The organism is Actinomadura chokoriensis (assembly GCF_041463665.1).
In the GTDB taxonomy this organism is placed as follows: domain Bacteria; phylum Actinomycetota; class Actinomycetes; order Streptosporangiales; family Streptosporangiaceae; genus Spirillospora; species Spirillospora chokoriensis_A.
On sequence record NZ_JAXCEJ010000014.1, the window covers coordinates 174,093 to 192,757 of the forward strand.

An 18,665-nucleotide genomic window follows, 5' to 3' on the forward strand; every position below is an offset into this window, starting at 1 on the left:
GCGGACCCGTGGGAGGGCGCACGGCGAAGCCGTGTCACCGGCCGTCCCACGAGGCCGCGGACCACCGCGCACCGGCCGGCGCGCGGGCGGAGGCAGGTCTTCGGACTCGCGGGCGTCGCCTCGTCCGAGGCGTCCTACTGGCCGTCGCTTCCCAGGCCGGTGGCCCAGTGCGTGATGACGGCGGTCGTTCCCGCTCACCGCTGCGGGGCAGTCCCGGATTCGCACCGGGTTCCCTCTTACGACACTCGAAACGAGTGAACCGTCCGCAACCGCGAGTCTACCGGGCGGCGGTCCGGCGGGGGCGAAGCGGTGGAACCCGGGGACGATCAGGACACACTGCACTGAGCTGATGTGGAGTAATCCGGATCGGCCGGGAATCCGAGATCTCCGGACGCGCCACGATGAGTGGGAAGCCGTCGACAGGAGGGTGTGCCGTGAGTCGGTCCTATGTGGTGACCGGAGGAGGGCGAGGCGTGGGCCGTGCGATCGTCGAACGTCTGCTCGCCGATGGAGGCAGGGTCGTCGTGATCGAACTCGATCCGGCGGCGGTCGCATGGGCGGAGGGCCTTCCGGACGTCGCTCCGATTGTCGGTAGCGCTGCCGAAGAGGATGTCGCCGAGCGCGCGGCCGATCTGGCGCAAGAAGCCGGGACGCTCACCGGCTGGGTCAACAATGCCGCCATTTTCCGGGACGTCCCGAACCCGTCCGCCCGCGAGGTCCTGGATCTCGTCGCGCTCAACTTCGACCCCGCTGTCGTCGGCAGCGTGACCGCCGTGCGCCGTTTTCTGGACGCCGGGACGGGCGGCGCGATCGTCAACGTCTCGTCCCACCAGGCACAGCGTCCGGTGCGGGGCTCGCTGCCCTATGCGACGGCGAAGGCGGCGACCGAGGGCTTCAGCCGGGCGCTGGCGGTCGACTACGGCCCCTACGGAATCCGCACGAACGTCGTCGCGCTCGGCTCGATCACAACCGAACGCTACGAGAGCTTTCTGGAAAGCCAGGAGCCTGCCAAAGCCGCGCGAGTGGCGAACGAGATGCGCCTGCTCCACCCGCTGGGCCGGGTGGGACGTCCGGACGAGGTGGCCGCAGCCGTCGCCTACCTGCTCTCGGACGGGGCGAGCTTCGTCAACGGAGCCGTCGTCCCCGTCGACGGCGGCCGCCATGCCGTGGGCCGCGACCCCGAGGAGGCCTGAGCTCCTCCGGAGCGTCGATCGACGAGTGAGTCCAAGGACGCAGATCGAAACGATCACTCTCGCTACGCTGCGACCAGATAGACAACTGTGTTCAGCTGACGTGAGGCAGGTGATATGTCCGGCGCAGGACTCAAGGCGCTCAGGGCCGGTGATCCAGCGCGGGTCGGTCCGTACCGGCTGCTGGCGCGGCTGGGAGCCGGCGGGATGGGGCAAGTCTATCTGGGCCGCTCGCGGGGCCGGCGATTGGTCGCGGTCAAGATTATCCATCCGCATTTCGCCGACAACGCGTCGTTCCGGCGCCGGTTCGCGAAAGAGGTCGCGGCGGCGCGCCGCATCGGCGGCTTCTACACGGCGCAGGTGGTGGACGCCGACGCCGACGCCGACCAGCCGTGGCTGGTGACGGAGTACATCGCGGGGCCGACGCTGCAGGACGCCGTCGACGAGAACGGTCCGCTGCCCGAGGTGTCGGTGGCCGCGCTCGGCGCCGGTCTCGCCGAAGGGCTGCGGGCCGTCCATGAGCAGAACGTGATCCACCGGGACCTCAAACCGGGGAACGTCCTGCTGGCCCACGACGGTCCGCGGATCATCGACTTCGGCATCGCGCGTGCGCTGGACTCCACGTCCCAGAGCCTGACCCTGGTGGGCACGCCCGGGTACATGTCGCCCGAACAGTACCTCGGCGGCGAGATCGGACCGCCGAGCGACGTGTTCTGCCTGGCCGGCGTGCTGACCTTCGCGGCCACCGGCCGCCACCCCTTCGGGGAGGGGCCGCCCGACGCCCTCGGCTACCGCGTCCGCCACGAGCAGCCGGACCTGACCCGCGTCCCGGCGGCACTGCTCGGGATGATCGCGGCGGGCCTGGAGAAGGACCCGGACGACCGTCCCCCGACCGGGGACTTCCTGGACCGCTGCTCCGCGCTGGCCGTGGACGAGGGGATGACCCTGCCGGACCGGTTCACCACGATGATCGCCACGCGGGTGGCGGAGACCGAGGTCTTCGCCGGAAAGGCCGACACGGGGGAGCGTCCTCCGCGCGACCGGCGTCCGCCACGCCAGCAGGCGAAGCAGCCGCCGCCGGGTGGCGCGAAGCAACGACCGCCGCAGGACAAGCAGCAGGGCAAGCAGCAGGGGCAGCAGCAGGGCCCGCCACGGCCGCCGCAGGGTCCACCGCAGCGGACGCCGCAGGGGCAGCCTCCCGGGCAGCCCAAGCCGCCGGCGAAGCAGAACGGCGGGAGCGTGGCCGGGGTCATCGGGGTCCTGGCGGTCGTGCTGCTCATCATCTTCGCCGCCAAGCACGACGATTCCGGAACGCCGAGCAACGTCAGCGGCAATTCGACGCCGTCCTCGTCCTGGTCCCCGTCCTCGCGGTGGACGCCCAGCCCGAGTGACACGGAGTACACCCCCACGCCGACGCCGGACCCGACCTGGGAGGCGTTCGACGAGATCACGGTCAATGACTGCCTGGACGCGTACGAGGACCCCTACGACGCCAGCGAATGGAGCGAGGACATGCCGAACGCGGTCGCCTGCGGCCGCAGCGACGCGTACGTGCAGGTGACCGGGATAAGGTCATCGGCCAGCGCATGCTCTTCCGAGGCGCTCGACGGGGAATCATGGTGGAGTTCCCCCACGAACGACGGGGAGCGTATCTATCTCTGCCTGCGGCGGCAGTTCAGGGAGGGCGAATGCTTCCTGGGCAAGAACGGGAGCGCGAAAGGCAAGGTCGCCATTACCGGGCACGGCCTGATGACTTCGTGGTCATGTAACAAGAACACCGTCCCACGAGGATTCAACTACATCCTTCAATTCACCGGCTATTACGAGAGCACCTGCCCGGACGGCTCCCTGAGATGGGACGACTTCCGCGAGGGCGTCCTCTGCGCCCGCGTCGTCTGATCGAACCGTCCCGTGGAGAGGGTCGCCGCGCCGTCCACGGCGCGGCCCCTCTGTGGACGGGGGCCGTCCGGACTCCGTGTTTTCCCGGATGACCTGCGAGAACGCGATACATAGGACGCGGGGTGAGCGGGCACGGTTGACAGTGCACCCGGAGTCGGCCAGGAACCCCCACGGATGCGCGAATACCGATACATCTAGGGATTCGTTCGATCAGAAGGGATTCACACGGTGAGGAAGCTTCTCGTCACGGGGGCCGCCGCGATCGCGGTGGCGGGAGCCGGGGTGGTGCTCGCGGCGCCGGCCGAGGCCGCGAGCCCGGTGCAGATCTACCGGGTGTACTACGACTCGCCGGGCAGCGACACGGGGTCCAACAAGTCGCTGAACGCCGAATGGGTGCAGCTGTTCAACACGTCCCGCTCGTCCAAGAATCTCAAGGGCGTCAAGCTCCGCGACAAGACCGGCTACACCTACACCTTCGGCTCTTACACGATCAAGGGCCGGAAGTCGGTCTACATTCACACGGGCAAGGGGAGCAATACCGCCACCCACCGCCATTGGGGAAAGACCTGGTACGTCTGGAACAACACCGGCGACACCGCGTACCTGCTCTACCCCAGCGGCCGCCTGGCGGACAAATGCTCCTGGGGAAGGACGGGCTCCTCGAAGTACTGCTGACCCCTCGGTGCCCGCGGCTCGGCCTCCACAGGAAGAGCCGAGCCGCGGGACCCGCACCGACCTGCTCGACGGATAGCCGCCGGTACCGCCGCCGCTCTCTTAGGAGGTCACCAGGCGGTCCGCCCACTTGTCGCCGCCGTACCGGCGCAGGCGTTCACGTGACGTCCCTCGTCGGCCGGGAGGCGGGCGCCGGTGGGCCGCGTCGGCCGTCGGTCGTTCTTTTGTCGGGGTGGCCCGCCAGACTTGCGAATGACGCGGAGCGGAGGAGGCGGTCAGGTGATCATCATTTCGGGGAGGCTCTATCTGGAGCCCGGGGACAGGGACGCCTATCTGGCGGGGTGCCGGGAGGTCGTCGAACTGGCGCGGGGCGCGGCCGGGTGTCTCGATTTCGCCCTGTCGGCCGACCTGGTCGAGCCTGACCGGATCAACGTGTACGAGCGGTGGGAGAGCGGCGAGGACGTGGAGCGCTTCCGCGGCGCTGGGCCGGAGCCCGGGCAGGCGGCCCGGATCCGCCACGCCGAGGTGATGAGGTACCTGGTTTCGGGGGTCGAGGCCCCTTAGCCACGGGCCAGAGGAGCGCGCTCGCTTCCCTGGCCCCGGGGTTCACTCCAGGTCGAACTTGACCTTCTGGCCGTCGATCGACGTCACCTTGATCGTGACCGGGCCCACCTGGGAACGCTCCCCGTTCGCGATCGTGGCCGGTGCGGACCCGCCCGCCGACACCGTCATCCCCCGGTCGGAGATCTGCGAGACCGTGACGTCGACGTCGTTGACCTCGACGGTCTGTCCGGCGCCGGTCACGGTCACGTGGCACTTGCCGTTGGTGCAGCGCTGCGTGTTGCTCTGGCATCCGCTGAGCAGCAGGACGCCGCCGACCGCCAGAACGGAGAGAACCGGGACTGCACGCTTCACAAAAACCCCCAGGTCGGACGATGTCAGGGATATTGATGCATCGTCTGCCCGGCGGGTTCCTCCCGATCGTCCGCTGGCTGAAAGCGGTCAGGTCGGCCGGCGGCGCCGTCGCGCATCGGGTCGCGGTCGGGGAGTCCGTTCACCTCGCGCCGAGCCTGGATGCGGCGCGGGGCGATGCGGAACCGCGAGCCGCGGCGGGCCGGCTTCATCTGCTCCCGGGCGTGCACCTTCATCGCGGCCCGCCTCCGTGGCCGGCGCGGCGTCCCGGCATGCACGTATGCCGGGTCTGTCGCGAGTAAAGAATTTCACCGGTATTCACCCGGGCGTGAAATGCTTGTCACCTGGGTGTGCGGGTTGGTCATCGAACGTCCTTGAGGAGCAGAGCGTGGCCGAGAGGCATCTCGAAATCGAGCAGAAGTACGATGCCGCCGCCGACTTCGTCCTGCCGGGGCTGGACGGCCTGCCGGGCGTCGCGGCGCTCGGGGAGCCGGAGGTCCACGAGCTGCACGCCACCTATTTCGACACCGCGGATCTGCGGCTCGCCGCCAACGGGATCACGCTGCGGCGCAGGCGGGGCGGGACGGACGCGGGCTGGCATCTGAAGATGCCGGCCGGGCCGGACGGCAAGCAGGAGCTGCGGGCGCCGCTCGGCCGGCCGCTGGTCGTCCCGGCGCGGCTCGCGGGGCTCGTCGCGGTCCACACGCGGGGGGCCGAGCTGCGCCCGGTCGCGACGCTGCAGACCACGCGGACGGTGGTCCGGCTGTTCGCGGCCGACGGCGCCGAACTGGCGGAGGTCGCCGACGACCTCGTGACCGGGCGGGGCCTGGACGCCGAGCCCGAGCGGTGGCGGGAGATCGAGGTCGAGCTCGGGACCGGGACCCCGGAGCTGCTGAAGGCGGCGGGCAAGCGGCTCCGCAAGAGCGGCGCGAAGAAGGCCAAGTCGTCGTCCAAGCTCGGGCGGCTCCTCGGGGACGCCGTGGTGCCGTCGCAGGCCGCGGCGGCGCGGTCCGCGGCCAGGTCGCGGATCGCGGCGGCCACCGGCAACGGGAAGGCGCCCGCCCTCACGACCGGCGAGGTCGTCCTGGCCTACCTCGCCGAGCAGGTCGAGGCCATCGTGCACTTCGACCCGAAGGCGCGGCTGGGCGAACACGACGCCGTCCACAAGATGCGGGTCTCCGTCCGCCGGACGCGGAGCGCGCTGCGCAGCTACCGTTCCGTCGTGGACACCGGGCGGACCAGGCCGCTCGGCCCGGAACTGCGGTGGCTGGCCCAGGAACTGGGCGAGGTGCGCGACCGCGAGGTGCTGCGCATGCGTTTCCAGGGCGCGCCCGATTTCCTGCTGGACGATCTGGAGAGGCAGGAGCGGGCCGCGTACCGGCGGCTGAACGCCTGCCTGAAGGAGCCGAGGTACTTCGAGCTGCTCGACGAACTCGACAGGCTGATCGCCGACCCGCCGCTGAACGCCGAGGCGGGCAAGAAGGCCCGCAAGGAACTGCCCGGTCTCGTCACGAAGGCGTGGGACCGGATGGCCGGGGAGTACGCGTCGATCAAGACGGCCGCCGACCCCGACACCGCGCGCCACGAGACCCGCAAGGAGGCCAAGCGCGCCCGGTACGCGGCGGAACTGGCGGTCCCGGTGCTGGGCGTTGCGGCGAAGCGGGTGGTCGAGGACGCCAAGCGCATCCAGGGGGTCCTCGGCGGCTACCAGGACGGCGTCATCGCCATGGAGCATCTCGCCGAGGCCGCGAAACGCACCCGCGTCCCGGCGGAGGCGTTCACGCTCGGCGTCCTTTACGGCAAGGAGAAATGCGAGGCCGAGAGGGCCCGCGACCAGCTGGCGACCACCTGGTCGCGGACGCTCGGGCCGTCGTTCTGAGGGCTGTGCCGTTTCACGGATCGCGCGGCTGAGGGCTGTGCCGTTCTCATGGACTGTGCCGTTCCAGGGGACTGTGCCGTTCCAGGGACGCCAGCGAGTCTTCGGCGAGGTGAGCGACCCAGAATTCCGACTTGTGGAGGCTCGGGTCGTCCGGCACCTTCTCGCCGAGTTCCCTGCACAGGCCGGTGACGAGTGCTGACACGATCTCGCCGTGCGTGCACACGATCGTCGGGGCGCCGTTCAGGGAGAGCAGCCGCTCCATGGCACGTTCCGGGCCGGTGTCGCCGACGGTGAACGCCGCGTCTGTTCCGATGGACGTCCGGGCGAAGCGCGCGTACGGCAGGACGGTCTCCAGGCAGCGGGCCGTCGCCGAGCTGATCACCTGGAGGAAGCCGTAGGAGTGCAGGAGACCGGCGAGGGCGGCGGCCTCGCGGCGGCCTGTTGCGTCCAGCGGGCGGAGTTCGTCGGCGTCCCGCCACTCGTGCTTCTTCCCGGCGGAGGCGTGCCGCAGGATCACCAGCGGCGATGTCCGCGAGGGGCCGCGCAGGAACTCGTGGAGCAGGTCGACGTCGTGCCCGTAGCTGAGCCGTTCCTCCGCCTCGGCGGCCGGCAGCCAGACCAGCTCGTCCACCTCGTGGTTGGGCGTGAACGCGCTGAAGGCGACCGGTCTGGCCGCCCAGTAGTCGACGTGCTTCGTCCGCTCCCCGACCGGATACGTGCTGGTCGGGAGGCGGTGGCCGAGGCGGGCGACGATGCCCGTCTCCTCCTCGATCTCGCGGACGGCGGCGCGGAGCACGTGCTCGCCCGGGTCGACCTTGCCCTTGGGGAACGACCAGTCGTCGTAGCGGGGACGGTGGATCAGCGCGAACTCCGGGCCGTCCCGCCACAGCAGCGCGCCGGCCGCGTGGACGACTTCAGCCATCGATCGTCCTCCACCGGCGGCTCTTGACGAGGTGGGTCTGGATGTCCTGCAGCGTCTCGCCGGGACGGGGCCGGGCCCGGGTCCACGTGCCGTCGCCGGCGAGCGCCCACGCGTGGGTGCCGGGGTCCATGGCGCGGTCGAGCAGGGACAGCAGGTCGTCGCGCTGCGCGCGGTCGGTGACGGTGACGAGGGCCTCGACGCGGCGGTCCAGGTTGCGGTGCATGAGGTCGGCGCTGCCGATCCACACCTCGGGCTCGCCGCCGTTCTCGAACGCGAACACGCGGGAGTGCTCCAGGAACCGGCCGAGGACGCTGCGCACCCGGATCATGTCCGACAGGCCGGGCACTCCGGGACGCAGCGCGCAGATGCCGCGCACCCAGACGTCCACCGGCACCCCGGCCCGCGACGCCCGGTACAGCGCGTCGATGATCACCTCGTCGACGAGCGAGTTGCACTTGATGCGGACGCGGGCGGGATGCCCGGCCCGCCGGTTGTCGATCTCGTGCTCGATCCGCTGGACGAGCCCGGATCGCAGGCTGTTCGGCGCGACGAGCAGCCGGTGGTAGGAGCTCTGCCGCGAGTAGCCGGTGAGGTGGTTGAACAGGGCGCTGACGTCCTCGCCGACCTCGGGGTCGGCGGTGAGCAGCCCGAAGTCCTCGTAGAGGCGGGCGGTCTTCGGGTGGTAGTTGCCGGTGCCGATGTGGCAGTAGCGGCGCAGCTGGCCCTCGTCGTCCTCCCGGACGATCAGCGCGAGCTTGCAGTGCGTCTTCAGCCCGACGAACCCGTACACGACGTGGCAGCCGGCCGTCTCCAGCTTGCGCGCCCACGCGATGTTGGCGCGCTCGTCGAACCGGGCCTTCAGCTCGACGACGACCACGACCTGCTTGCCCGCCTCGGCGGCGCTCATCAGCGCGTCCACGATCGGGGAGTCGCCGCTCGTCCGGTACAGCGTCTGCTTGATCGCGAGGACGCGCGGGTCGGCCGCCGCGTCCTCGATCAGCCGCTGGACGGTCGTGGTGAACGAGTCGTACGGGTGGTGGACGAGCACGTCCCGTTCACGGATGGCGCTGAAGATGCTCGCGTCCTCGGGCAGCGCCTCCTTCGACGGCACGAAAGGGGGGTATTTCAGCTCCGGCCGGTCGAGGTCGGCGATGGACGCGAGGCCGGCGAGGTCGAGCGGCCCGACGAGGCGGTAGATCTGGCCCTCGTCCACCGCGAGTTCGGAGGTGAGCAGGTCCAGCACGCCGTCGGAGATCGACTCCTCGACCTCAAGCCGGACGACGGGGCCGAACCGGCGGCGCAGCAGCTCGCGCTCCAGCGCCTGGAGCAGGCCTTCGCTGATGTCGTCGTCGATCTCCAGGTCCTGGTTGCGGGTGACGCGGAACGCGTGGTGCTCGACGACCTCCATCCCGACGAACAGCTGGCCGAGATGCGCGGCGATGACGTCCTCCAGCGGCGTGAACCGGTCGGGGGACGCCTCGATGAAGCGCGGCAGCAGCGGCGGCACCTTGACGCGGGCGAACATGGTCGCGTCGGTCTCCGGGTCGCGGACGATCACCGCGAGGTTCAGCGACAGGCCCGAGATGTAGGGGAAGGGGTGCGCGGAGTCGACGACGAGCGGGGTGAGGACGGGGTAGATCCGGTCGCGGAACAGCCGCCGCAGCCGCTCCTGCTCGGTCTCGGCCAGCTCGTCCCAGCGCAGGATGTCGATGCCCTCCTCGCCGAGCGCGGGCCGGATCCCGTTGCGGAAGCAGGACGCCTGCCGGGTCATCAGCCCGTGCGCGACCTCGCCGGTGCGCGCCAGCACCTCGCGGGGCTGCCGGCCGCTCGCGGACTGGACGGCCAGCCCGGTCGCCATCCGGCGGGCGAGGCCGGCGACGCGGACCATGAAGAACTCGTCCAGGTTGCTGGAGAAGATCGACAGGAACCGGACGCGTTCGAGCAGCGGCAGGGCCGGGTCCTCGGCGAGCTCCAGGACGCGCTGGTTGAATCTCAGCCAGCTCTCCTCCCGGTCGAGGAACCGGTCGTCCGGCAGCGCTTCAGCCTGGGGGAGCTGTCCTGGGTTGACGGTCATACCGTGATTTTCCCTGAGCAAGATGAACGGCGGTCGAACTCGGATGTTTCACCGAAGTATCAGACACTCCGACCATGCCCCAGGTTCCCGCTGATCACTCCGTATTTCCCCGCGCCTTCCGTAACGTTTCAGGTGTTCCTGCCGGTCAGGTGCGCGGTGTGGGCGGTGCCGACCCGGCCGCCGTGGTGCAGGACTGCCCCGCCGCAGCACGCCAGCGCGACGATCACGGCGAGCCAGGCGACGACGCGTCCGGCGCGCAGCCCGTAGCCGCAGGTGATCCAGAGCAGGTACAGGACGAGGCGCCGCAGCGGGTCGCGCTCGCCGCGCCGCCGCATCTCCAGCGCGCCGTACCGGAAGTCCTGCGCGAGGCGGCCCCGGTCGGCGCCGGCGGTGGCGCGGGCCAGTTCCAGGTAGAGCACCCGCAGGCGGTCGGCGTCGCCCGCGTGGTGGTCCTCGGCGAGCACGGCGCGTTCCGTGCGTCCCCACGGCCGTAACGCCCGCCGGTCGGGGACGGTCGCGAACGAGCAGTCGCCGGTGATCGCCAGCGCGTCCGGGCGGCGCAGGCCGAGGAAGCCGCAGCCGCTCAGGTCGATGTCGGCGAGGTGGAGGTGGGCCGCGTCCACCCGGCGCACGGAGGTGACGCGTACGGCCGCCCGCCCCCCGGACGGCGAGACGAGCCCCTGGATGGGGTGGGCCAGCGACCGGACGGTGGCCGGGCCCTCGAACACCGCGTCCTCCAGGTCGAGTTCCGCGTGCCGCAGGCGGAATCCGGCCTCCCCGTGCACGATGACGCCGCGCGCCGTGACCTGCCGGGCCGCCGCGTGGACGCGCAGGCCGCCGTGCACGGTCGCGTCCGCCAGCGCGATCCGGCCGCCCGCGACGAGCGGGCCGAGCCACGCGCCCTGCCGGAACCGCGTCCGCTCGAACCTGGCGTGCCGCGTCACCTGGACGCGCTTGAACGAGACGGGCCCGCCGAAGCACACCCCCTGCATCGCCGCGTCCCGGCCGAAACGGGCGCGGTCGAAGCAGGCCGCGCCCATGAAGACGGCCGTCCGGAACGAGGCGTCGGCGTGCCAGCGCGCCTCCCCGAACAGCGCGTCGCAGGTGAAGACGGCCTCCTCGAACGAGGCGAACCGGTGGAAGCGCGCCTCGTGGAAGGACACGTTCCGGCCGAACCGCGCGCCCCGGAACGAGGCGTTGCCGAAGAACCGCGCGTCGTAGAAGGACACGCCGCCGAGGAAGCACGCCCCGTCGAACGAGCTGTCGCCCTCGACGCAGACGCCGCGCAGCACCGCGTCGGAGGGCAGGACGGCGCCGTCGAAGCGCGCCCGGCCGAGGTGGGGACGGCCGTCGGGGCCGGTGACGGCGTCCAGCACGGCGTCCAGCAGCCACAGCGGGACGGTGACGCCGCGCAGATCGAGGTCGGAGCCCGGACGCAGCGCGCCCACGAACTCGTCGAACTCGCGGGGACGCAGGTGGGCGGCGCACCCCCCGAGCCGCCCGGTCGCCCGTCCGCTGCATCCGTGGACGGCCGAACATCGAGGCCAGAACACCGCCGGTGAGGAAGGCTCGTGAGAAGTCACGGTGACGTTGTACCCGCCGTGCCGCGCGTAGTGAAGGTCCCGCGGTGGCCAGGTACGTGCGACCTTCGGGCCGGCCGCCCGGGGCGGCGGGGATCCGGTTAAAAGGTGGGGGTTGTTTTGTCAGACCCTTGCGTAATGATTTGTGTTATGAGCAGAGACACCCATCCGGGGGTGCAGTGCCCGCACTGCCAATCGCATCTCGCGCTCGTCCCCGTGTCTGGAAACGCCCTGCCCGCGAACGCCGTGTCTGGAAACGCCGTGTCTGGAAACCCCGTGCCCGCAAACCCCGTGGCCGGAAACTCCGCTACCGCGACCGTGCCCGCGCCCGTCTCCGTCCTGCCGATCGTCGCCAAGGAGGAATGGCAGCCCCCGCCCGTCGCCGAGGTCCTCGCCGTTTACGCCGGGCGCGCCAAGGACACCGTGACCGCGACGCGCGGCGCCGCCAAGGTCAGGGAAAGCCTCAACCGCGCGAAGGCGGTCGCCGCGCAGCGCAGGGCCGCGCAGAATACGGCCCGCCGGACCCCCAAAAGCGCCTGATCACATCTCGGCCACTAACGCCGGGAAGGGACGGCGCCGTGGGTGGCACCGCCCCTTCCGCCGACGGGTCAGCGCGGGTGGGAGTTCGTCCATTCCGTGGTGACCATGACGGTGGAGTCCACCGTCCGTCCGGCGGGGATCCGGGTCCCGGCCGCCGGGGCCAGCATGACGTCCTCGTAGGCCAGCGCGACGCCCGAGGACAGATCAATGATCATCTGATGGCGGATCAGGCCGCGGCCGGTCTTCTTCTCCACCGCGATGGCGTCGCCCGTCCGCCCCTGCGAGTCCGTCGCCTTTCCGACCGACTTCACCGCCGGGAGCGCGGCCAGCATCCGGAATCCGGCCGCCCGGACCTCCGGCTTCACCGGCATGTCCATCACCAGGCCGCGCGCCACCTCGTAGAGCCATTCGTCCGCGGGCATCGGAAGGTTCGACTCGGTGTCGTGGCCCTTGTACCAGCGCATCAGTTCGGCCTTGAGCCGTTTCGGGTCGGACGGCAGCGACCGCAGATCCTTGACACTCACGTTCCGGCCCAGCCAGAACATCTTGTCGCCGTCGACCAGCGGCGCGCTGTTCACCTCGGCACGCCCCGGCGCGCTCTTCACCGTGAACGACTTCGTGCGCCCCGTGGCCGGCTTGGTGTTGGGGGGAGGGGGCACCGTGATCTTGAACGCGGCCGGCGACCCGGCACGCCGCCACGCCGCAACATCCGCCATAGTGGCGGGCTTGGCGCCGAGATTCTGCTGGAGCGTCCACGACGGGACGCCCGGCTTGCCGGGCGCCCAGATCTCCGCCCGGTCGCGGACGACGACGCCGTACTGCTCCGTGCCCGTCCCGACCATGTAGAGGTGGGACGAGATCGTCGCCCGATGCCAGTACGCGAGCATCGTGTCGGACTGCCCGTCCGCCTTCTCCGCCGCCGCGAGCAGCACGGTCTTCGCGTCGAGCGCGGGACCGGCCCCGCCGGCGCCGGGTCCCGGCGGTGCGACCCCGGCGGGGTCCCCGCCCGTCGCGACCAAGGACGCCGCGACGATCGCCCCCGCGGCCACCGCCCCGGCCAGGCTCAGGCCCCACACCGGACGCACCCGCCGGCGCTCCGGCGCCGCCTGCGCGCCCTGCGCGCCCGCCATGGCGCGGGCCAGTTCCGCCCGCCGGACGCCCTCGTCCACCGGCAGGTCCGGGTCCAGTTCGGCGGGCATGGCCTCCCGCAGCACGTTCAGCATGTCCCTCATGGCATCTCCTCGCTGACGATCCCCACCTGCGGACGCGGCCCGACGGACTCCCGGGCGTCGGCAGTCTCCCGCTCGGCCGCCCGCAGCAGCCGGCGGCGGGCGCGGTGCAGCCGCACCCGCAGCGCGGCGGGCGAGCAGCGGACGACCTTGGCCGCCTCCTGCGGGGTCAGCCCCTGCCAGGCGATCAGGATCAGGATCTCCCGGTCCCGCTCCGGCAGCGCCGCCATCGCGCGCAGCACGGCGAGCCGTTCCGCGACGTCCTCGGCGATGTCGCCGGCGGGGCGCGCGGCCCCGCGGCCGAGCTCCGCCGTGAACGACTCGCTTCGCACCCGCGCCCGATGGGCGTCGCGCAGCACGTTGCGCGCGACGCCGAGCAGCCACGGCAGGGCCGGGTCGGGGACGTCGGCGAGCCGCCGCCACGCGACCGCGAACGTCTCGCTCACCACCTCGTCCGCGGCCTGCCGCCCGCCGTGCGCTGCGGCGAACGCCCACACGTTCTGGCGGTACGCGTCGTAGATCGCGGTGAAGCGCCGCTCATCGGGAGTCACGCCGCGCCACCGCCCCTCGCTCCGCCGCTGTCGTCCGCCACCGCTTCTCCGTCCGTCCAGGTGTTCATGACAGGAGGTAGTGGCCGGGGAAGCGTCCTTGTTACACCGGATCGAGGAGACGGGCGGCGAACGGGCCGTCTCGAACAGGCGGCCGGCCCCCACGGGCACGGCCGTCCTCCCCACCGGTCCGCTGAGGGACCGTGCGCGGACCGGGGCGGCGCCAGTAGGTTGTGTGGCCGAGAAAACTGCGTTTTGGCCGTTTGCTGGGCACGTCGGTGATCTGGTGCCCTTAATATTTGCTGGATGACAACCGAACTCGCCTGATCCACCCGGTTGCGGTGAACCGAAGGAGCTGAGACATGGCCGCGGTGCACAGTCGCGGTGCGGAGCGGCTTCTCGGCATGGCCGGCTCCCCGCACCTGCTCTTGGTCGAGGACGACCCCGGCGACGCGTTCCTGTTCGAGGAACTGCTCACCGAGGCCCAGCCCGGTCTCCGGATCACCGTCGCGGCGACGCTCCGCGAGGCGCTCGCCGCGCTGCGCCCCGAGATCCAGTGCGTCATCGTCGACCTCTCGCTGCCGGACGCGCAGGGCCTGGACGCGCTCCACCAGGTGCGCACGCACGCCCCGACCACCGCCGTCCTCGTGCTGACCGGCCTCGCCGACGCCCACGTCGGGGTGGCGGCGGTCGCCGCCGGCGCCCAGGACTACCTGGTCAAACAGGACGTGGACGGCGCGCTGCTCACCCGGGCGATCAGCTACGCGATCGAGCGCCAGCGGGCCGACGAGTCCGAGCGGCAGCTCGTCGAGGCGCGGGCGGTGAGCCGGGAGAACGCCCGGCTGGAGCGCGGGCTGCTGCCCGTCCCGATACTCCACGACCGGGAGCTGCGGCACCACACCCGGTACCGGCCGGGCCGCGACCGGGCGCTGCTCGGCGGCGACTTCCACGACACCGTGCAGACCGAGGACGGCGCCGTCCACGTGGTGATCGGCGACGTCAGCGGGCACGGCGCCGACGAGGCGTCCCTCGGGGTGCGGCTCCGCATGGCGTGGCGCACGCTCGTCCTCGCCGGGCACACGGGTCCGCAGATCCTGGCCACCCTCGACGCCGTCCTGCAGCACGAGCGGTGGGCAGAGGAGATATTCACCACAGTGTGCATGCTGACGATCGCGCCGGACCGGCGCACCGCCAAGGTGTACCTCGCCGGGCATCCGCGCCCGCTGTTCTTCGGGCCGGGCGGCGTCGAGGCCATCCCGGACGAGCCGCGCGGCCCGGCGCTGGGACTGCTCCCCGGCGTCGCCTGGCCCGCGGTCGACCTGGAGCTCGGCGACTCCTGGGGGCTGCTCCTCTACACCGACGGGCTGATCGAGGGGCATGCAGGCGATGACGGCCAGCACCTCGACCTGTCCGGACTCGTCGAACTGACGAAGATCGCGCACGGCGACGGGCAGCGCGGCGACGTGCTCATCGACGGGCTCATCGCCGAGGCGGAACGGCTGAACGGGGGCGTCCTGTCCGACGACCTTGCCGTCCTGCTGCTGAGCCGGGGGGAGGACTGATGGCCGCGGACCCCGCGACCGGCGAGGCCGTGCCGCGCCCCGCCGAGCCGGGCCAGGAGTACAAGATCAGTGGCCCGGCCGTCGTGCTGCCCGAGGCGGACCTGCCCGAGGGGCACGGGATGGGCCGGATGCGGCTCGTCCGCATCTACCAGATCGGCGCGTTCATCCTCGGCGTGCTGCTCCTCGGCGCCACCGCTCAGGCGGGGGTCGCGCTGTACGGAAACAACCAGGCGCGTGACGTCGTGCTCAACCACGTCGATCCGGCGACGCTGGAGCAGTTCCGCCTCACCACCGCCGTCACGACCCAGGACATGGCCATCCGCGACTACGCGCAGGACGGCGGGGCGGAGCACATCGCGAAGTACCGCGAGGCCGTCCGGCAGGAGGCGGAGTCGGCGGCCACGATGCGCCGGCTGCTGTCCGGGGTGCCGGGCGCCGGGGAGGTCGACCGCCTGCTGGACCGGACGACCGCCGACTCCCGCGCGTGGCGCGCCGCGTTCGCCGACGAGATCGCGGCCGGGCCCGGCGGCCGGGGCATCGACCCCGACGCGAGCCGGGACGCGCGGCGGCTGCTCAACCAGACGCGCGGCGACATGACCCCGCTCCAGATCGGCATCACGAAGCTGCACGACCGTGCCGCCGGCCAGCTGCGCTCCCGCGCGTCCGCCGCGATGTGGTCGGCGATCGGCGCGCTCGCCATGGTGCTCGTGGCCGCCGTGCTGCTCGCCGTGCTGTTCCGCCGGACGGTGCTGACGCCGGTCTCCACGCTGACCGAACGCGTCCGCACCGTGGCCCGGGGCGACTTCGGGCACCCGCTGGACGTCCGCGGCCCGGCCGAGATCAACGAGCTGGCGGCGATCATCGACGCGATGCGCAACCGGATCGTCCGCCAGTGGCGCGCCAGCGAGGACAAGACCCGGCAGCTCGACGAGCAGACCGCGGAGCTGCGCCGCTCCAACGCCGAGCTGGAGCAGTTCGCCTACGTCGCCAGCCACGATCTGCAGGAGCCGCTGCGCAAGGTCGCGAGCTTCTGCCAGATGATCGAGCGCCGGTACGGGGACCAGCTGGACGACCGGGGCCGGCAGTACATCACGTTCGCCGTCGATGGCGCCAAGCGCATGCAGGCCCTCATCAACGACCTGCTGAGCTTCTCCCGGGTCGGGCGGATGACGCGGCCGGAGGAGTCCATCGACCTGGCGGACGTCGTCCGGCAGGCCATGGACAATCTCGCGACGCTGCGCGAGGAGACCGGTGCCGAGGTGGCCGTCGGTGACCTGCCGCACCTGCCGGGCGACCGCACGCAGCTCACCCAGCTCTTCCAGAACCTCATCGGCAACGCGATCAAGTTCGGCCGCGAGGGCGTGCCGCCCCGGGTCGCCGTCGACGCCCGCCCCGACGGCGACGAGTGGGTGTTCAGCTGCGCCGACAACGGCATCGGCGTCGAGCCCCGCTACGCCGACCGCATCTTCCTGCTCTTCCAGCGGCTGCATCCGCGGGACGAGTACACCGGCACGGGCATCGGGCTGGCACTCTGCAAGAAGATCGTCGAATTCCACGGCGGACGCATCTGGCTGGACACCGAACACGGCGACGGGCCCGGCACCACCTTCCAGTGGACCCTGCCGGTCCGCTCGCACCTCACCAACGGAGACGACTGATGAACGAAGGTCCGCGCCCCATCGAGGTCCTGCTGGTGGAGGACGACCCAGGCGACGTCCTGCTGACCGTCGAGGCGTTCGAGCACAACAAGGTCCACAACAACCTGAGCGTCGTGAACGACGGCGAGCAGGCGATGGCGTTCCTGCGCCGGGAGGGCGAGTACGAGAACGCATCCCGTCCGGACCTGGTGCTGCTCGACCTCAACCTGCCGCGCAAGGACGGCCGCGAGGTGCTGGAGGAGATCAAGGGCGACGGCGATCTGCGCTCCATCCCCGTCGTCGTGCTGACCACGTCCGAGGCCGACGAGGACATCCTGCGCAGCTACCACCTGCACGCCAACGCCTACGTCACCAAGCCGGTCGACTTCGATCAGTTCATCTCCGTCGTCCGCCGGATCGACGACTTCTTCGTCAGCGTGGTCAAGCTGCCGCGCTGACCCGGCCCGCCCGGCCGCGCAAGCGCAGGTCCCTCATGATGCCGTGGGCGACATGGTGTGTAACAGTGGAACCATGGTCGACGCGTCGGGTGCGGGAGCCGCGGACTCCGCGGTAGCGCTGGACGACGCGGCCGCCACCCTGATGACCATCTGGTCACGTGTCCACGGCGCCCCGGACGTGCCCGTCCCGTCCAGGCAGCTCCGCGCGCTTTTCGTGCTGGAGCGCGGCCCGGTCAACGTGAGCAACCTGGCGGTCGAGATGGGCGCGCTGGTGTCCTCGGCGAGCCGGCTGTGCGACCGGCTGGAGGCGGCCGGGCTGCTCACCCGCGACTCCGGCCGGGACCGCCGCGAGGTCACCGTCCGGCTGAGCGCGGAGGGGGAGGCGCTGCTCGACCGGCTCCGCGTGCGGCGGCTGGAGGAGCTCGCCCGCGTGCTCGCGCTGATGCCGGCGTCCGCGCGCGCCGCGCTGCTGTGGGGGCTCAGCGAGTTCCACGAGGCGGCGTCCAAGCCGGACGACGAGGGACACCCGTTCTCCATGCTCGCCTGAGCTGTCTGTTTTTTCAGGTAAGTCGGAACGCTCCACAAAGCTCCAATAAAATTGTTGGTTATCATCATTTGCAATCGTGGCCGGCGGTGCGATTTCGCAATTCTCGATACGCGCGCCCTCGCCGCTACTAACATCCCGGCCCATGGCGACCACAATTGCCCCGCGACATTCCCGCCGCGTCGTCACCGCCGCCGGGCTGCTTCCGGCGGCCGCCGCCGCGCTGCTGCTCGGCGGCTGCGGCGGCTCCCCGCCGCACGGCACGGCATCCGCCGGTGAGAAAGGCATCGGCGGGAAGGGCGTCGGCCCAGACAGCCCGCCCGGCTCCACCGCCGGATCGGGCACGGTCCCCGAGGCCACCACGTTCAACACCGTCCCCGGCGCGCCCAAGGACACGACACCTGAGGGCGTCACCGACGGACTGGTCGTGCACCCGACCCGTCCGGCGCCGGTCCTCGACCGTCCGGGCGGGCGCCGCGTCGCCACCCTTCCCATCACCGAGCTGGGCGGCCCCACCTGGGTGCCCGTGGTGGAGACCTCCGGCGGCTGGCGGCGGGTGCTGCTGCCGAGCCGCCCCAACCAGGCGAGCGGCTGGATCTCCGGTGCGGGGCTGCGGACCGCGCACACGCCCTACACCGTCCGGGTCGACCTCGCGCGGCGCAGGCTCACCCTGCTGAAGTCCGCGCGGGAGGCCGGCCGATGGAAGGTCGCGGTCGGCGGCGCCAAGACCCCGACGCCGCCCGGCCGGACGTTCGTCATGGCCACGCTCGCACCGGCCGGGAAGAAGCCGAGCCCGATCGTCCTGCCGCTCGGAGCCCACTCGGCGACCCTCGACACCTTCGGCGGCGGGCCGGGCACCGTCGCCCTGCACGGCTGGCCCGACGCCTCCGTGTTCGGCAAGGCCGTCACGCACGGCTGCGTGCGGGTCCCCGCGGACGCGCTGAAGGCGCTGTCCCGCGTCCCGCTCGGCTCGCTGGTGTTCATCTCGGCCTGACCCCAGATCTTTCAAGAATCGGAGC

At 71.5% G+C, this 18,665-nt stretch carries 18 protein-coding genes and 1 riboswitch; of the genes, 11 read left to right on the forward strand and 7 right to left on the reverse strand.

What is annotated here, in order from left to right; all coding sequences use genetic code 11:
* Positions 1-74: 74 nt before the first annotated feature.
* Positions 75-280: riboswitch (cobalamin riboswitch) on the reverse strand.
* A 121-nt stretch (positions 281-401) separates the two neighbouring features.
* From SM418_RS22160 to SM418_RS22175, 4 genes are all read left to right on the forward strand, one after another.
* The gene (locus SM418_RS22160; RefSeq protein ID WP_371943074.1) at positions 402-1,193 is read left to right on the forward strand and encodes an SDR family NAD(P)-dependent oxidoreductase; all 792 of its coding nucleotides are present in this window, start codon (positions 402-404) and stop codon (positions 1,191-1,193) included.
* Between the two features lie 114 nt (positions 1,194-1,307).
* A complete protein-coding gene (locus tag SM418_RS22165) occupies positions 1,308-3,089 on the forward strand; it encodes a serine/threonine-protein kinase (RefSeq protein WP_371943073.1) in 1,782 nt (593 codons plus the stop codon).
* A 228-nt stretch (positions 3,090-3,317) separates the two neighbouring features.
* Positions 3,318-3,764: a lamin tail domain-containing protein gene (locus tag SM418_RS22170; RefSeq protein ID WP_371943072.1), complete on the forward strand. Its 447-nt coding sequence runs from the start codon at positions 3,318-3,320 to the stop codon at positions 3,762-3,764.
* A 276-nt stretch (positions 3,765-4,040) separates the two neighbouring features.
* Entirely contained in the window at positions 4,041-4,325 is a 285-nt protein-coding gene (locus SM418_RS22175) for a putative quinol monooxygenase (RefSeq protein WP_371943071.1), read from the forward strand.
* A 42-nt stretch (positions 4,326-4,367) separates the two neighbouring features.
* Here the strand turns inward: SM418_RS22175 and SM418_RS22180 are convergent, their stop codons facing one another.
* Positions 4,368-4,676 (reverse strand): hypothetical protein, encoded by a 309-nt coding sequence (locus tag SM418_RS22180; protein ID WP_371943070.1) that lies wholly within the window; start codon positions 4,674-4,676, stop codon positions 4,368-4,370.
* A 23-nt stretch (positions 4,677-4,699) separates the two neighbouring features.
* A complete protein-coding gene (locus SM418_RS22185; RefSeq protein WP_371943069.1) occupies positions 4,700-4,909 on the reverse strand; it encodes a hypothetical protein in 210 nt (69 codons plus the stop codon).
* A 152-nt stretch (positions 4,910-5,061) separates the two neighbouring features.
* On the opposite strand from SM418_RS22185, the gene SM418_RS22190 reads away from it, so the two are divergent.
* The gene (locus SM418_RS22190; protein ID WP_371943068.1) at positions 5,062-6,552 is read left to right on the forward strand and encodes a CYTH and CHAD domain-containing protein; all 1,491 of its coding nucleotides are present in this window, start codon (positions 5,062-5,064) and stop codon (positions 6,550-6,552) included.
* Between the two features lie 46 nt (positions 6,553-6,598).
* Here SM418_RS22190 and SM418_RS22195 read toward each other — a convergent pair whose 3' ends face one another.
* From SM418_RS22195 to SM418_RS22205, 3 genes are all read right to left on the reverse strand, one after another.
* Positions 6,599-7,474 (reverse strand): NUDIX hydrolase, encoded by an 876-nt coding sequence (locus SM418_RS22195; protein ID WP_371943067.1) that lies wholly within the window; start codon positions 7,472-7,474, stop codon positions 6,599-6,601.
* Complete coding sequence (locus SM418_RS22200) at positions 7,467-9,548, reverse strand: RNA degradosome polyphosphate kinase (protein ID WP_371943066.1); 2,082 nt, start codon at positions 9,546-9,548, stop codon at positions 7,467-7,469. Before SM418_RS22200 ends, SM418_RS22195 begins: the two co-directional genes overlap by 8 nt.
* 128 nt (positions 9,549-9,676) lie before the next feature.
* The gene (locus SM418_RS22205; RefSeq protein WP_371943065.1) at positions 9,677-11,131 is read right to left on the reverse strand and encodes a pentapeptide repeat-containing protein; all 1,455 of its coding nucleotides are present in this window, start codon (positions 11,129-11,131) and stop codon (positions 9,677-9,679) included.
* A gap of 273 nt (positions 11,132-11,404) precedes the next feature.
* On the opposite strand from SM418_RS22205, the gene SM418_RS22210 reads away from it, so the two are divergent.
* On the forward strand, positions 11,405-11,668 hold the full coding sequence (locus tag SM418_RS22210; protein WP_371943064.1) for a hypothetical protein: 264 nt from the start codon (positions 11,405-11,407) through the stop codon (positions 11,666-11,668).
* Positions 11,669-11,736: 68 nt separating this feature from the next.
* On the opposite strand, the gene SM418_RS22215 is transcribed toward SM418_RS22210, so the two are convergent.
* On the reverse strand, positions 11,737-12,900 hold the full coding sequence (locus SM418_RS22215) for a CU044_5270 family protein (RefSeq protein ID WP_371943063.1): 1,164 nt from the start codon (positions 12,898-12,900) through the stop codon (positions 11,737-11,739).
* Positions 12,897-13,448, reverse strand: coding sequence for an RNA polymerase sigma factor (locus SM418_RS22220; RefSeq protein ID WP_371943062.1), 552 nt, complete (start codon positions 13,446-13,448; stop codon positions 12,897-12,899). Before SM418_RS22220 ends, SM418_RS22215 begins: the two co-directional genes overlap by 4 nt.
* A 359-nt stretch (positions 13,449-13,807) precedes the next feature.
* Between SM418_RS22220 and SM418_RS22225 the strand changes: the two genes are divergently transcribed.
* From SM418_RS22225 to ldt-CoaP, 5 genes are all read left to right on the forward strand, one after another.
* Positions 13,808-15,007 (forward strand): PP2C family protein-serine/threonine phosphatase, encoded by a 1,200-nt coding sequence (locus tag SM418_RS22225; protein ID WP_371943060.1) that lies wholly within the window; start codon positions 13,808-13,810, stop codon positions 15,005-15,007.
* Positions 15,007-16,665, forward strand: coding sequence for a sensor histidine kinase (locus tag SM418_RS22230; RefSeq protein ID WP_371943058.1), 1,659 nt, complete (start codon positions 15,007-15,009; stop codon positions 16,663-16,665). Before SM418_RS22225 ends, SM418_RS22230 begins: the two co-directional genes overlap by 1 nt.
* Positions 16,665-17,102, forward strand: a complete 438-nt coding sequence (locus SM418_RS22235; protein ID WP_371943057.1) for a response regulator — start codon at positions 16,665-16,667, stop codon at positions 17,100-17,102. The genes SM418_RS22230 and SM418_RS22235 overlap by 1 nt, the downstream gene beginning before the upstream one ends.
* A 73-nt stretch (positions 17,103-17,175) precedes the next feature.
* Positions 17,176-17,649: a MarR family winged helix-turn-helix transcriptional regulator gene (locus tag SM418_RS22240; protein ID WP_371943055.1), complete on the forward strand. Its 474-nt coding sequence runs from the start codon at positions 17,176-17,178 to the stop codon at positions 17,647-17,649.
* Between the two features lie 142 nt (positions 17,650-17,791).
* A complete protein-coding gene (gene ldt-CoaP / locus SM418_RS22245; RefSeq protein ID WP_371943054.1) occupies positions 17,792-18,640 on the forward strand; it encodes a L,D-transpeptidase in 849 nt (282 codons plus the stop codon).
* Positions 18,641-18,665 lie beyond the last annotated feature (25 nt).

Excerpts from the sequence above, each read along its gene's own strand:
- SM418_RS22160 (WP_371943074.1), top strand. The coding sequence starts at position 402 with ATGAGTGGGAAGCCGTCGACAGGAGGGTGTGCCGTGAGTCGGTCCTAT.
- SM418_RS22165 (WP_371943073.1), top strand. The coding sequence starts at position 1,308 with ATGTCCGGCGCAGGACTCAAGGCGCTCAGGGCCGGTGATCCAGCGCGG.
- SM418_RS22185 (WP_371943069.1), bottom strand. The coding sequence starts at position 4,909 with ATGAAGGTGCACGCCCGGGAGCAGATGAAGCCGGCCCGCCGCGGCTCG.
- SM418_RS22195 (WP_371943067.1), bottom strand. The coding sequence starts at position 7,474 with ATGGCTGAAGTCGTCCACGCGGCCGGCGCGCTGCTGTGGCGGGACGGC.
- SM418_RS22200 (WP_371943066.1), bottom strand. The coding sequence starts at position 9,548 with ATGACCGTCAACCCAGGACAGCTCCCCCAGGCTGAAGCGCTGCCGGAC.
- SM418_RS22215 (WP_371943063.1), bottom strand. The coding sequence starts at position 12,900 with ATGAGGGACATGCTGAACGTGCTGCGGGAGGCCATGCCCGCCGAACTG.
- SM418_RS22225 (WP_371943060.1), top strand. The coding sequence starts at position 13,808 with ATGGCCGCGGTGCACAGTCGCGGTGCGGAGCGGCTTCTCGGCATGGCC.
- SM418_RS22230 (WP_371943058.1), top strand. The coding sequence starts at position 15,007 with ATGGCCGCGGACCCCGCGACCGGCGAGGCCGTGCCGCGCCCCGCCGAG.
- SM418_RS22235 (WP_371943057.1), top strand. The coding sequence starts at position 16,665 with ATGAACGAAGGTCCGCGCCCCATCGAGGTCCTGCTGGTGGAGGACGAC.
- SM418_RS22240 (WP_371943055.1), top strand. The coding sequence starts at position 17,176 with ATGGTCGACGCGTCGGGTGCGGGAGCCGCGGACTCCGCGGTAGCGCTG.
- ldt-CoaP (WP_371943054.1), top strand. The coding sequence starts at position 17,792 with ATGGCGACCACAATTGCCCCGCGACATTCCCGCCGCGTCGTCACCGCC.